Genomic DNA, 14,555 nt, shown 5'->3' on the forward strand with positions numbered 1-14,555 from the left:
GTAGCGATAGTTAGATACTTTCCACAAATCTATCATTTTCACCGTTATAATACTTTTTGCTCTTACTATTACTATCAACTATGGTTTGCTCTTTCAACATCTGCAAATCTGTCACAACGCTACCAGCGTTATCAATATAAATCCAATTACCGGAAGAAAGTTGAACAAATCTATTTGTCAGCATTTCACCACTATCTGCATCATAATAGTGCAGGATGCCGTTTCCATCTCTGACGACTTGACCTTTAACCTGAAAACCATTGTCATCAAAGTAAAGTTGCTGCCCATTGATAGTTTGTACTCCTGTTACGGTAGAACCAGTAGTATCCAAATAGATCCATGTGTTATCAGCTATTCTCTCAAAACGGTTAGTTATCATTTCACCGCTGTCCGCATCATAATAACGTAGATTACCAGCTTGGTCCTTGACAGACTGTCCCTTTACCTGGATACCATTGACGTCAAAATAAAGTTGTTGTCCATTGATGGTTTGTGCTCCTGTCACAGCAGAACCAGTAGTATCCAAATAGATCCATGTGTTATCAGCTATTCTCTCAAAACGGTTAGTTATCATTTCACCGCTGTCTGCATCATAATAATGTAGATTACCAGCTTGATCTTTAACTGACTGTCCCTTTATCTGGTAACCATCGTCATCAAAATACAGCTGCTGACCCTTAATTGTTTGTGCTCCTGTCACAGCGATCCCGCCAGCTCCCAAGTAGACCCACATATTGGGGGCTACTTCTGCAAAAGTGTCTGTCTCCATATCACCAGAATCACTTGCAAAGTATCTCAAATTACCAGCTTGGTCTCTAATCGCTTGGCCTTTAAGCTGATAACCATCGTCATCAAAGAATTGAGTTGCTGTTCTTCCCTTAAAGTTGACTTTTACAAGCCCACGCGCCATGATTCCATTTTGATCGAAATATTGCCATTTTTCATCAGCATTCATGAAATAGTCATTAACATAGGCTTTACCTTGTGTTCCAAAGTAGTACATATTATTTTTTTCATCTTCAAAAAAGGCATTTTGCAATTCAACTCCATTCGGGAGAAAGTAATAGAAACTTCCATCAATATTCTGAAGTCCATATTGCATGTGACCATTTTCGTCAAAATAATACCAATTAGACTTAACATCCTCTATAAAAGTTTTCTTAGCTTGATAACCACTTGTCGAGTAATAGGTCATTCCTATCCCATCCGATGCAAAGCCTGTCTTTGCAGGCAAGTTCAACAACTGCTTTGGCAAAAATGTGTCTTTGCCATTGATCTTGAAGTATTTGTTAGAGCCTGAATCCTTAAGAACGTAGAATGCCCCCCGTCCTTGAATGTTGCTTCCATTAAAATATTTTGCCGACCATTGAGTTATTCTTTTGCTGCCATCGATTGGCACACCTGTGGAAAGCTGCTTGAAAGTAAATAAATCGGGATATCTTTTTTTGATCCTTTTCAAAAAGGCGCCGCCATATCGTGCTTGGTACTTTCCACCACCAACTGTTTTAGCAACATACAAGGTCTTATTAATTACTGAATCTTTATTTTGCTCACCAAAGTTATTAACCCTTGAAGCAGTTACAACTTCGTCTCCAGGAAGATTATAAATCTGATCTGGAACCCAATCAGCTATTACCTTCATATCCTGCATGTGAAGTGCTTTAATTGCAGCTATAAGTTGATCAGCAGTTCCATACTTAGTTGGCGTTTCAAAGCCAAGATCATAACGGTCTGTGAAAGCATACCCGTTCTGAATAATTGAATCCAAAAAAGTATTATCGGTACTTGAACGATATTGCGGTGGCAGTTCGAAATATGTGACACCCCACTCTTTAAACTGTGCTGCATTTTGGGCAATTTTCACGTTCGCATATTCATCTGCAGTAGTTGGAAAAGCTTGAAAGTTTGAAAAACCTTCATACATAACTTGTGAGTCCAAAGCCGCATTTGAATGCAAGGTTTTGCCATCTACAGTTGCACTTGTACTGCTTGGTGTCCGTGCATCCTGTTCATCGCTCGCTCCAACAGGAACCCAAGCTGCCAGAAAACCAGATACTTGCGGATTACTCTGCCCTACTATTTCTGCAGAATCAAAGATAAGTTGCCCTTCACCGTTTGTATATCTAATATAACTCACAGGAGCGGCTGCATCCGTTTGATAGGTTGACAAGCCAGCAGCAGTTGTCAAAACCAATGGGCGGTATGCTTGATTAGCATGAGCTTTCCCCATATTGATAACAATCCGGTCAGAAGCACTAAGGCGCAAGTTAGGTTCATTGCTTTCAATTACAGCTATGCCTTGTGTCCGTGTTTCTGCATCGCCCTTATCATTAGACGTCAACGCTCCTTTACCATAGCGAACAGAAGTCAACACTCCATGGTAAGTATTGGCTGCCATCTCAGGTGCTCCTGTCACGTAAGATATTTTCATGTTCTGACCACCTGCAACATATTTCTTGCGTGCACGTAGCAAAGTTTCGATCGCCGAGTAATATGGTGATTTTTTTGCCATATATTGACCATCATCCGTGTACATATCACCATAATAAACCCGCGGTATCGTATCTTTATTAGTTAAAAGCAATGCATAGGTACTTGGGATGTTATATTGAGTAAACTCTTTATTCGTCTTCAACTGATCAGCGTTATAAATTGTAAAAGCCTGCCGCAACTGATCCATTGTAAAAGTCAAACCATCTGAACTGGGATCAATTCTTTGCTTGATAATTTCCGCAATAACAGTTTGAACCTCACTATCATGCGCGCGAACAAAAGAATAGTTTGGGATAGCTTCGTTTTCTGTTTCATCACTTGCACGATTTACTAAACTGTTGGAGATCAGTGGTTCCAGACCGCTTCGTCTATTTTCATTTGCATCAGTATAAGGCATTGTTAGTGCGTACTTTAATGATAAACGAAATTTGTTGTCCATTGTAGCTTGGTCTGCACCCTGATCTTTGACATACTGCGCATCATTGTCACTCCAATCTTCTAAAATGGAGATATGCTGATTAGCATTTTTGTCATTCTTATTGACCTTATATGCGTCCTTAAAATAACTTGCTGCAATTTGCAATAAGTCTGCATCTACATTATCAACAGCATCTACGCGGATACTGTCAAAATTTCCGTTCGCATCATGGTTTACTATTGAGCCAAAGTTCAATAAATAATACATCCAATTCAACTGTTCAGCTTGAACAACAGGATTTGAATTATCAACATCATTGGCTAAAAGAAATTCATACCCGCCTAAACTAGAATCAATTGTGTAAGATGGATACCCTAATTGGTTAGTTGGAGTGCGATTGAGTAACCGATAATCTGAATTGGCGCTAGGAGTTAAATCGCTACTATTGTAAAGCAGCGCGCCGCCTTGGAGATGATCCTTACTATTACCGCTTGTTTCAGATTCACTTGCAATGCTCCAATTAGGTTGTGTTTTAACAAAATTCGTAATAAGATCTTGAAGCCATTCTGTATTTCCAGTTTGGCTGATTTTTTTCTCAATATTTGCCTGAACTCGTTGAGCTGAGTTATTTAAATTGATTTGTGCGTCATCAACTGTATAGTTTTTGCCATCGCCCAAATTTTGCTGCTGCATAAAATTAAGATAGTTGACCTGCGTTCTTTTATCAGGCCACCAGTTCATTAGAAGCGGCCGATAATCAGTTGCAGACGACTTTTTCCAGTAAACACCATCTTGCAAAATTTTTTTTGGTCGATACCAGCTATTTGCTGTGAGATACCCATCAGTTGTTTTAAAGCTTTTATTTGTAGTATTGTATGCTGCATTATTTCCAGTATAGGCATCATCCAAACTTGACAAGCCTTCCTTGTATAGCTTAGAAGTGTTTGTTAGTTCCCCCGTATCTTTAGCAAAGTACAGAATGTGTCCGTCAAGTTCAATGGCAAAATTTTTCTTGATTTGACCATTATCATCGACATAATAATTTTTAGCGTTAATCATTTTGATATTTTTTGAATTTGCGATAATTTCGTCCAGATTATCAGCTGCGCTACCCTGATTCTTATCAGTCTCGTTTTGGTCGCTGTTTTTGGGAGCATCTGCTAGACCATCTTTTTGAGTATCCTTTGTAAAATTATCTTGCTGAGCACTTTGCTGACCATTATTTTGATCTTCTGGATCCGATTGCTGATTATTAGCAGACCGTGAATTCTTTTGATCGTCAGTTTGCCTATCACTTGAATTGTTTGTGCTAGTTTGATCATCATTTTGATCTGTTGTTTTCGTCTGTTGCTCATTAACAGGCCGTGAAGCCGACCGATCATCATTTGGGGCTACTAAATTTGGCTGTTTTTTACTAGTGGTTTTCGCTCCATTTTTATTTTCTACCAAGTCACCATGTTGATTGCTTTGACCATTACCTTTATCATTGTCTAAATTTGACTGCTGCTCATTCACAACTGTTGTGTTTGCTTGGTCGCTATCCTCTTTCTGCTGCTTTTGTTGCCCACTATCCTTTTCAGCTATTTTTGCTTGTTGCTCATTGACAACTGTCGTAGCAGTTTGACCCTGATTTTTAGCGGAAACGACTTTTTGCTGAGTAGTATCTAAAACCGCATTTGGTGAGGAACTATGTAAATTATTTTTTCCAGCTTGAACGTCCGGGATCGTATCGGCACTTACTGCTGAGGTAATCGTCGCAACCCCTAATGCTAATGAAAAAACTGTTATTGCGGCAAAGACCCATTTTTGGCCTTTCTTATACATCTTGTAGTGTAACTTATTATTCACCATATCAATTCTCTCCAAACTAATAAAAATAAATTTTCAAAATTCTAAATTCAATAACTATCACACGCTTTACTTCTCTTAAAAACAGTATTTATAAAAAGTCATCGCACCCTTCCCGCTAACCATATTTCCGGCTTAATGACCTATTAGCACTTTTTATTTAGCTTTAGAATATTTTATTATTCTTTTTGTTTATTATTGTCTGATATATCTACAAAAAGAATAATAAAAGAAACTCAGCATTAAAAATATTAACATATTTTTTATGAGTTATTTTTTAAATTAAAATTAATTAATTTTAAAAAAATTTAAAAGCGTAAATCATCTTGCAATATATATATAATTCAATCTACTGTGTCTAAAATAATTTTTTTATATTTCTGGTTGACAAAGCTTTTTTTAATCAATATTCTTTCTATAAGAAACATTTTTCTTTTATTGTTTGCATAACATTTTTATTTATCTCGAATTGATATCGGTTGCACTACTGATTTCAAAATAAGAATTACTCAGCAGAGTATTACTCTAAAAAAGACGATATTAGAGAGCTCCCCTTCAAAAAAAGTCTATATATATTGATGTTTATTATTTTCGAATATTAAATTAGACTAATTCTTTTTTAATTATTTTATAATTTATATTTTATTTTTATCATTTAAAATTGCTGAATACTTACTTTTTATAGAAAATCAGTTGGAAATATGGCAAGTATTTTCTTAAAATAGCCAAAAACCCCCTTAAGTTGAGATTAATTTCAACTTAAGGGGGTTTTTGGAAATTTATACCTATTTTTAAAGCAAATCAGTATAGATTGCAGCAACATCATCTTCTGTTAATTCGATAGGTGAATTAACCATCAACGCTGCTGGTTGGCAATAACCGACTTGGCAAATCTTTTGCACATTTTCTCATCCATTCCGATTTGACGCAATCGTTGATTAGGCAGAATAAGGTCAACAATACTCTCCAACCGTGACCACACCTGCTCAGGATGGACGGATAACTCACTTGCTAAAATCGTTTCTAGCTCGCTTAAATCGGCACCCAATTCTTGGTATTTTCTGAAAGTTCCACTGAATACAAGATAATTAGATTGACCATGTGCAATATGAAACTCTGCACCAATGGGGTAAGCAAGTGCATGAACCGGTCCGCATCCAGCATTACCAAAAGCTATTCCTGCCTGAGTACTTGCCTCAAGAAACTCCTGCAAATCTTTTCCTTTTGGTGTTTGACCTGTAGTTTGCTCAAAAATCATCTTGCGGTAACCACGTAAAAAAGTGGTCATCGCGCTTAAAGAAAAGCTTTTACTGAATGATGTTGCTTTCGGAGATATATAGGATTCAATTGAATGAACCAATGCATCTATTGAACTCGTTGCAAAAACCTTATATGGCATTGTCGTCGCTAGTTGGCCGATTAAGTACACCTGATCTGCATACATTTGATCATAGGCCAAACCAATTTTAGTTTTCTTAGAAACAAAATTAAAGACAGCAACATTGGTGACTTCGCTTCCTGTACCTGTTGTTGTCGGAACAATGATTAATTCACGCTTTTTCGGAAGTTCTTTCCCTTTTTCAACGAGTTCTTTAAGCGTTAGGCCTTCACCGTAAACTGAAAGTTTAGCATTATCAATCACAGAGCCGCCACCAATTGCGATAACTCGTTTGTAATGTTTTTCGCCAAGTTTATTTAAAATTTTATCAGCTGCGACATCGGTTGGTTCTCCCTTTAAGTAATCCTCTAAAAAAATAGTATCTATTGGAATTGAATCTACGGATAAATGTGGTTCAATGATATAGCGGTTTGTCAATATTACATCATTGACCCCAACATCAACAGTATTGAATAAATCCTGTAAGTTGGCACTTGAATGAACAACTGGCTTAACTAGAAAAGATGACATTCTAACACCCCATTATTTATTTTGAACAATCTATTTGAAGGACTGTTCTTTAAGATAATACTAGTCAAAAATAATACATTTAGCAATAAAAAATACATACTCTTTCACAAGGCGTTTCTTACCTCAACAAAAAATATGCACTCTTTTTTACTAAATTTTTAAAGAACCGCTCCGACCTCAGTTGCAGCGATTGCCTCTCGAATACTCATAGCCAATCTTGTAATTCCTACCTTAATCTGTGCTTCATTTACACCTGAGAAATTCAAACGCATTCCGTTTTCGTGATCTCTGTGCGCATAAAACACTTTTCCTGGAACAAAACTGATTTTGTCTTTTGGAATACATATTTCACGCAATAATGTTTGTGCATTCACCACCTTAGGCAGAGTCAGCCAAATGAAGAACCCTCCCTCCGGACGTGTGTAATGAACATCAGTCGGCATTGTGTTATCAAGAACATCAAGCATAACATCCAAACGCTTACGATATGTTGGCAGCATACTTGAAATGTGTCTGTCCAAATCACTGTTCTCTAGATATTGATTTAGAGCCGCCAGCATAATTCCTGATGTCTCCAAGTCACTGCTCGTCTTTAGCGTGCGCAAGTGAGCAATTACTTCTTCGTCAGCAGCAACCCAGCCAATGCGTAGTCCCGGCATTAAAATTTTAGAGAAACTGCTCACAAAAAGAACATGTCCATGCTTATCAAAAGACTTGATGGCAGGCAGTTTTTCGCCCTTATATCGCAAATCACGATATGGTGTGTCTTCAAGAATAAAGAAATCATACTTTTCTGCTAATTCAACCAATTTTTTTCGCTTAGTTAATGACATTGTCACACCTGTTGGATTGTGGAAATCAGGAACGGTATATAAGAGTTTGATGTCTGAATGGTTCTGAAGTACTGTCTCTAATTCCTCTAGATTTAAACCATCATCATCCATCGCAACATCATAATAACACGGATCATACTGATCAAAAGCTGATAACGCGCCAACATAAGTCGGAGCTTCAACCACAATTTTATCTCCAGCGTCCAGTAGAAGCTTGCCAATTAAATCTAAAGCTTGCTGACCACCTTGCGTTATTAAGATGTTATTTGCAGCCGCTTTGATTTTAGCTGTTTTAGCAGCCCATTGTGCCAACCGACTTCGTAATTGTGTAAATCCGCTGACTGTTTGATACTCAAAGATTTGACTGCCATACTTGTCGATGGCGTCATTAAGTGCCACCTTGATTTGAGCTGTCGGAAAAAGATCAGCATTAGGATTACCGGCGGAAAACTTGATCCCATCTTTCCCTAAACTGCCGCCAAACATTTCAGCCAAACGATCTTCTGAACCGATCACAACCCGATCTGCAAATACATCGCTCATATCTACCGTCCTCCTTAAAGTTCGTTTTCTATATTTGATATTGTTAGTATATCCCACTTTTAATGATAAATAAAATTCAACTTTTTCATTAAAACATGAATTATGTTCATCTATAATTAAAAAGTGTCTTCAATAATCTCTCATGCTCTAGGATAGTAAGTGCTATAAATCAGTAAAATTTGATCTAGGCAATATTCTCACACGACAAAAAGCAAGAAGGAGCTAGGTTAAAAATTAACTTTTAACCTAGCTCCATCTTGCTTTTAAGTTCTATGCTTGCTGCATTACATATTTCACTAACCTGTTTTTTACAATTAAGCATGCGATTTTTGACTATGTTTTTTCTCCATAGTTAGCATTCAAGCTTAGTAACTATCGGCCCGCCCTGTACTTATTTTTGCTTTTCATTTGCTTCCTGTTTTTCTTCCATTCGATCAGTTAACGGATATGTTAATCTTATCAGACTTGGAATAACTACTGGAATTGCGAAAACTAAAATCATTAGCCCAATAATTACAACTAGCGCCACCTGAATCAGTGTTAATACACCAGAAGGAATCAAAGCAGCAAATGTACCGCTCAAAATTAGTGCGGCTGAGAGAACGACAGAACCGATGACAGCAGAAGCTCGAATAATTCTCGTGCTTGGAGTTGCAGTTGCATTATCAAACTCACGATACTTCATCATTAAGAAGATACTGTAATCGACCCCTAACGCAATCAACATGATAAAACCAAAGAACGGTGTGTTCCACGTAAGCATATCCTGTCCTAAGAAGATATGACTCAATAAGCGCGTAATACTTAGTGACATAATATATGCCAACAGTAATGTTCCTAAAATATAGAATGGTTGCAGAACTGAACGCGTAATAATCATCAAAGCAAGTAATATACCAATCAACATAATTGAAGCAGTCCGCACAAAATCATTTGATGCAATTTTTTGAATATCGTTGATCAATGATGTTTCCCCGCCTGCCGCAACAGTTGCATTAGATAAAGACGTCCCCTTAAGCGACTTTTGAGCCTGTGTTTGGATTTCCGTAATTTTTTTCATTGCTTTTTTAGAACTTGGATTTTCATTCAAAACAATGGTGATTGAGGCTGCATGTTTGTCCTCAGACATATATGCTTTCACTGCCTCATTGTAAGTCTTACCTTTCAAAACCTTATCTGGAACATAATAGGTATTGGCAGCATCAGAATCTTTAAGATCTTTTAAATAGCCATTAGCCGTTCCAACACCCTTGTTGATTGTTTTTGTCCCAGCGCTTGCTGATTTCAAACCATTTTGCAAAGCGTTCATTTGTGGAACAAGCCCTTGCAATGAATTATACATTGCTTGCTGCCCATTATTGACAGTTCCCAGTCCTGAAGTTAACTCGCTCTGTTTGCTTGCTAACTCCTTGTTTCCAGCGGCAACTTGTCCTGCACCATTGGTTAGTTTGGAAGAATTAGCGGCTAGCTTGCCGGTACCAGCGTTTAATGCTCCAATTGCTCCTGTCAACTGCGGTACTTGGCCCTGAAGTGTTGTCATCCCTGTCGCTAATTGACCTGAACCATCATTTAAACGGCTGATTCCATTAACAAGTGCAGGTGTTTTAGAACTCAGCTGGCTAACTCCACTGTTTAAAGTAGATGCACCATTATTTAGCTTATTAGCACCCGTTGCTGCACTGGCAACGCCATTCGTATATTCATTCAACTTGTTCTTCATCTCATCGGTACCAGCACTTAACTGACTGAGACCTGATGAAACTTGCTGCGATCCATTCAGCAAGCCAACTTGACTCGATGTTCCAGCCAATGCTGTTTGAATCTGCTGCATTCCAGAAACAGCCTGATTAAGCTTATCCAAGGCTTGTATTGAGGCATTGTTAGCCTTAATTGAATTAGAAGCTAATGTGCCAAGGCCTGAGAGCTTATTCATTTGCGAGCTCAAGGATTTCAACTGATTTAATTCAGTATTCAAGCTCTCCCCAGTCGCTGAGAGAGAAGCCAAGTCAGTCTGCAATTTTTTCGCACTGTTAGTTGCATTACCGAGATTGTCCTGTGCTGTTTTTTTCTGTTGAGCCATTTTTTGTGAAACTACTGAATTTAGTACTGCTTTCAATGCTGCTGTTTGTTGTTCGTTTAGCGCTTGGCCCCCACTATTTTGTGAGTTTTGGTTGACAGCCTGAACGATTCCTTCGATATCTGCTGCCGTTAGTCCAGCAGATGTTGAAGAAGAATTCAGCAAACCTTGAAGTTCCTGCTGGAGTGCTGCTGCATCATTTTTTACTGTATCGCTCGAAGCAGCTAAAGCTTGGGTTGTTGTTTGAAACTTATTGATATCCGGCTGCTGAGTTGTGCCTGAGCTCCGTTCTAGCTCAGCCATAGCGCTATTTAATTGCTGCAAGCTTGACTTCAATTGCTCAACCTGTCCGGTATTGCCTGAGGCAGCAGCTGAGCTGACTTTATTTTCAAGCTTTTGCAGACCATCTGATACTTGTGACGAACCTTGTTGCAATTTTGCGACACTCGCATTTAACGTACTAGTACCAGCCAATACTTGTTCTTTTTTGCTATCTAATGTGTTGAGCCCGCTAGAAAGCGACTGTGTACCTGCAAATAAAGAACCAGTTCCATTTGCTAATTGACCAACACCGGCACTCAACTGTCCGGTTTGACTATTCAACTGGCCTAAACCGCTGCTTAAAGATGTAGCACCATTAGCTAATTTGTTGACACCATTCGTCAGTGCACCAGTTTTACCATTCAACTGGTTTAAACCATTGTTGACAGTAAATACACCGTTCGCGTAGGTAGCCACTCCTTGTTGAAGTGTTGTCGCCCCATTGGCCAATTGACCGGCTCCGTTTCCTAATTGTTGGCTTCCATTTTGCAATTTACTTGTTCCATCAGCCAATTTTTTAGCTCCATCTACACCTTGTTGGACATTTGCATTGCCCAACTTGCCATCGGCACTATCAAGCCCATTACTGATCTTGCCAAGTCCTTTACGTGCCGATTGCATCCCACCAGTGACCGATTTCAATTGTTTATTCACATATAAATCATTGATTGGTGAACCGCCCGGCTGTGTGACCGAGGCTACTGTTTTAACACCATCAATTTTTTGCAGACGTTTAGTCAGAGCATCTATCTCCTTCAGATCCTTCTCATTATTCAATGGATGATCACTTTTAAGATAAAGAGTTGATGGCTCAGCTGTTCCCTTTGAAAAATGATTTTGCACAACTTTGAAGCCCTTCTTAGCAGGGATCGTATCGTTTAATTCTGCAAGAGTGTCATAGTTCAACTCATTATTGTAGACCAGTAGAAATGGCAAAGATACTCCCAGTACAATTGCCAAGTAAACTAATGGCAATCGGACAGCTCTAGTTGCTAGTCCGTGCCACATCTTACTACTGCTGCCACCGTTAAACGTTTTTACTGGCCAAAATAAACGTGATCCCAGCATTGCCATGAAGAATGGATTCAATGTCAGTAATACTAAGAGTAAAACTGCAACGGCTACCGCGACACCGACTGCCGAGCGATAAACAGAAAATTTTGCTAACCCCAGTGTGGCAAAGCCTATTAGAACTGAGGATCCACTGTAAAGGATCGTCCGGCCAGCCGTTTTTAATGCCTTTTGGGTTGCTTCAATTTTATCGCCACCCCGGCTGAGTTCTTCCTTAAATTGATCGAATAACAAAATATTATAATCTGTTCCAATTCCAAAAAGAACCACAACCATGAAAACTTGTGTGAAATTAGATAGTGGAAAATCAAACTTATCAACTAAGTTCATCACAATGCTCAACGAAATTATAAACGAAACACCCACTGAAAGCAGCGAGACTAAAGGTGTGATTGGTGACTTGAATACAAGCATCAAAACAACGAAAATAAAAATCACTGTAATCAGTTCTGTTTTTTTAATTCCAGTTTCTGTTTCCTGTGTGAAATCATCGTTCAGGATATCACTACCAGTCACATATGTTTTAACGCCGCTCGTTTTGGCAGCATTTGTGATATCTTTGTTCATCTCAGCAACTGTTTGTTTTTTCCCGACCATGAGCTGCAGCAACTGAGTCGACTTATCTTTTGAAACTAATTGCTTTCTTGCTGCTGCACTGTCACTAGCAGCAGTCAGACTTTTAACATGGTACTTTTTCTTGTTGTTTTTAAACTTTTGAATGGTTTGGTCAATATCTGCTTTTTGTTTTGCAGTTAATGGAGCATTGCCATTATTAAAAACAACAATTACTTGCCTTGTTCCTCCTTGATTTCGCCCCCAGTCATCCTGAATAGTCTGAGCTATTTGACTCTTCGCAGTACTTGGTAATTTAGTTTGTCCCTTCTCACGAAGAAGACTGCCAACATTTGGAAGCATTACAACTGCTGCAATCATGACAACTAGCCAAATAATCGCCTGTACAATAAAAACTCTTCTTTTTCCTCTCACGCTCTACCCCTTCTTCACTAAATAATTAAAACTACATAGTGACATTTAATGTATAATGTGTTTAAATAATAACAACATGTTAGTTTAAATTAGTGTAAATTTCAATCATCAATTTTAATCAGATTGTTATTAAATAAACAGTTAAGCTGATATTATCTATTTAATGAGGTGCAAATAATGGTAGGGGTAAAAAATAACCGTCGTGCACAGATGACCAAACGAATAATTCAAGAAAGTCTGATCGAACTGCTGCACAGCAATGATAATTCATTAAATGAAATTACAGTCACAGCAGTCTGTAAAGCGGCTGATGTTAATCGAGGAACTTTTTATGCACATTACAAAGATGTGCAAGACTGCATGCATGCAATGGAAAAAAGTGTAACTGATGAGCTTGCAGGTGCCATCACTTTTAACAAGCGCAAAAACTCATGGGAAATAGTTTTAACAGGAATTTTAGAAGTTGTTAAAGAAAATCATGCAGTCGCTGCATATATCCTAAGTAACGATCATGATTTTCTCACGCACTTTTTGTCTTCAATAAAAAGTAAGGTCCTTGAGCAAGACAAAAAAGCAAATCCCACTATTGGAATTTACGAGAGTCAATATATGTACGAATTTTATCTCAATGGAATCGTTGGTGTTATCCGTTATTGGTTAAAAACTGGAATGCGCGAGTCCCCAGAGGAACTTGGTAAGATCATCAATGATTGTTAAACTTGAAAGCAACACCAAAAAAGCATTAAACGGTAAAGTTTGAGTACTAACGCGAAAGAACATAGCAAGTGCTGTGAGTAATTCAAGTTAAACGAAGAATTTTAACTTATGGAGCACATTCATACAAAATAAATAGAGGAGCTAGGTTAAAATATAATTTTTGACCCTGCTTCTCTGTTTTTAGTCGAAGTATATTAATTTAATTAGTATCTCTCAAGGCAATCTTTTCTGCTTAATCGTAAAATTGCTTATAGTCAGACTAAGACTATCCTCATGATTGGCTTATTGCCGTACGCCACCATTTCTAAAGCTACTAAGCTACTCTAATGAAACCAAAATTTTTTTCATTTTTTCTGCCGATAACTTCATCTTGGCATACTCCGTTGGCACTAACGGTAACTCAATAATCCTTTTGAGACCGCCAGCCCCGATCACAGCCGGTGTTCCTAAATAGATATTATTTTGCTCGTACTCTCCCGTCAATGGTGCTGAAACAGGAAGTATTATTTCTTCATCTGTCAAAATCGCTTTGCAAATTTTCATCAGACAAACAGCTACTCCATAGTGCGTTGCTCCCTTTAAAGAAATTATTCTGCTTCCCCTGTTCTTAACTGACTCTTCCAGCTCATGCAGACTCTCATCGTCCAATGCAGCAATTTTAGAAAGCTTTTTCCCCAGAACAGTGGTTTCGGCGAATGTTGCAAATAAACTATCTCCATGTTCACCTAGAACATATGCGTTCTTTATCTTGTCTACTGGTACGTTCAGCTTTAAGCCAAGTTCAACTGATAAACGCGCACTATCCAATGAAGTTCCTGTACCGATTACTCTTTCTTTTGGAAAACCCGACAATTGCTGCGTAATAGTTGTTAAAACATCAACTGGGTTGCTTGAAACAACAAAACATCCTTTAAAGCCGCTGTTCACAATAGGAATAACAATTGACTTCAAAATACTAGCATTTCGCTTAAATAAATCTAAACGTGTTTCACCTGGTTGCCGAGGAACACCTGCTGTAATCACAGCAATATCCGCATCTACTGCATCATCATAGCTACCCGCGCGAACAATATTAGCGCCGTCGCTTAACGGTATTAGGTCTTGCAGATCCAGCACATCTCCCTGGGTTCTTTCCTTATTTATATCAACCACTATCAGTTCGGTCGAAGTTACGTTTTGCAGCAGTGAAAATGCAAAAGATGAACCAACTGCTCCACTTCCAACCAAAATAATTTTATGCAGTTTTTTCATGGAATCAACCTCCCATCCTATAATTAATCGTGCAAACAAATTTGGGACGTTTTCGGCAACAGAACAACTACTTATACAGTAATTATA

At 38.2% G+C, this 14,555-nt stretch carries 6 protein-coding genes; 1 reads left to right on the top strand and 5 read right to left on the bottom strand.

Translation table 11 applies throughout. From position 1 onward, the window contains the following. Nucleotides 1–10: 10 nt before the first annotated feature. The 4 genes from JCM15457_RS03060 to JCM15457_RS03075 all read right to left on the bottom strand — a co-directional run bounded on the left by JCM15457_RS03060 (nt 11) and on the right by JCM15457_RS03075 (nt 12,500). On the bottom strand, nt 11–4,762 hold the full coding sequence (locus JCM15457_RS03060; RefSeq protein ID WP_081778173.1) for a glycoside hydrolase family 70 protein: 4,752 nt from the start codon (nt 4,760–4,762) through the stop codon (nt 11–13). Between the two features lie 853 nt (nt 4,763–5,615). Further along, nucleotides 5,616–6,668, bottom strand: a complete 1,053-nt coding sequence (locus tag JCM15457_RS03065) for an iron-containing alcohol dehydrogenase (RefSeq protein WP_051993257.1) — start codon at nt 6,666–6,668, stop codon at nt 5,616–5,618. A gap of 158 nt (nt 6,669–6,826) precedes the next feature. After that, nucleotides 6,827–8,044 (bottom strand): aminotransferase-like domain-containing protein, encoded by a 1,218-nt coding sequence (locus tag JCM15457_RS03070; RefSeq protein ID WP_034987338.1) that lies wholly within the window; start codon nt 8,042–8,044, stop codon nt 6,827–6,829. A gap of 391 nt (nt 8,045–8,435) precedes the next feature. Continuing rightward, nucleotides 8,436–12,500, bottom strand: a complete 4,065-nt coding sequence (locus tag JCM15457_RS03075) for an MMPL family transporter (RefSeq protein ID WP_034987341.1) — start codon at nt 12,498–12,500, stop codon at nt 8,436–8,438. Between the two features lie 177 nt (nt 12,501–12,677). Between JCM15457_RS03075 and JCM15457_RS03080 the strand changes: the two genes are divergently transcribed. Then, nucleotides 12,678–13,217 (top strand): TetR/AcrR family transcriptional regulator, encoded by a 540-nt coding sequence (locus tag JCM15457_RS03080; RefSeq protein ID WP_034987342.1) that lies wholly within the window; start codon nt 12,678–12,680, stop codon nt 13,215–13,217. Nucleotides 13,218–13,535: 318 nt separating this feature from the next. On the opposite strand, the gene JCM15457_RS03085 is transcribed toward JCM15457_RS03080, so the two are convergent. Further along, nucleotides 13,536–14,468 carry an L-lactate dehydrogenase gene (locus tag JCM15457_RS03085; RefSeq protein WP_152537260.1) on the bottom strand — a complete coding sequence of 311 codons (933 nt, stop codon included), beginning with the start codon at nt 14,466–14,468 and terminating at the stop codon, nt 13,536–13,538. Nucleotides 14,469–14,555 lie beyond the last annotated feature (87 nt).

Origin of the sequence: Liquorilactobacillus sucicola DSM 21376 = JCM 15457 (assembly GCF_000612445.1) — a bacterium.
Taxonomy (GTDB): domain Bacteria; phylum Bacillota; class Bacilli; order Lactobacillales; family Lactobacillaceae; genus Liquorilactobacillus; species Liquorilactobacillus sucicola.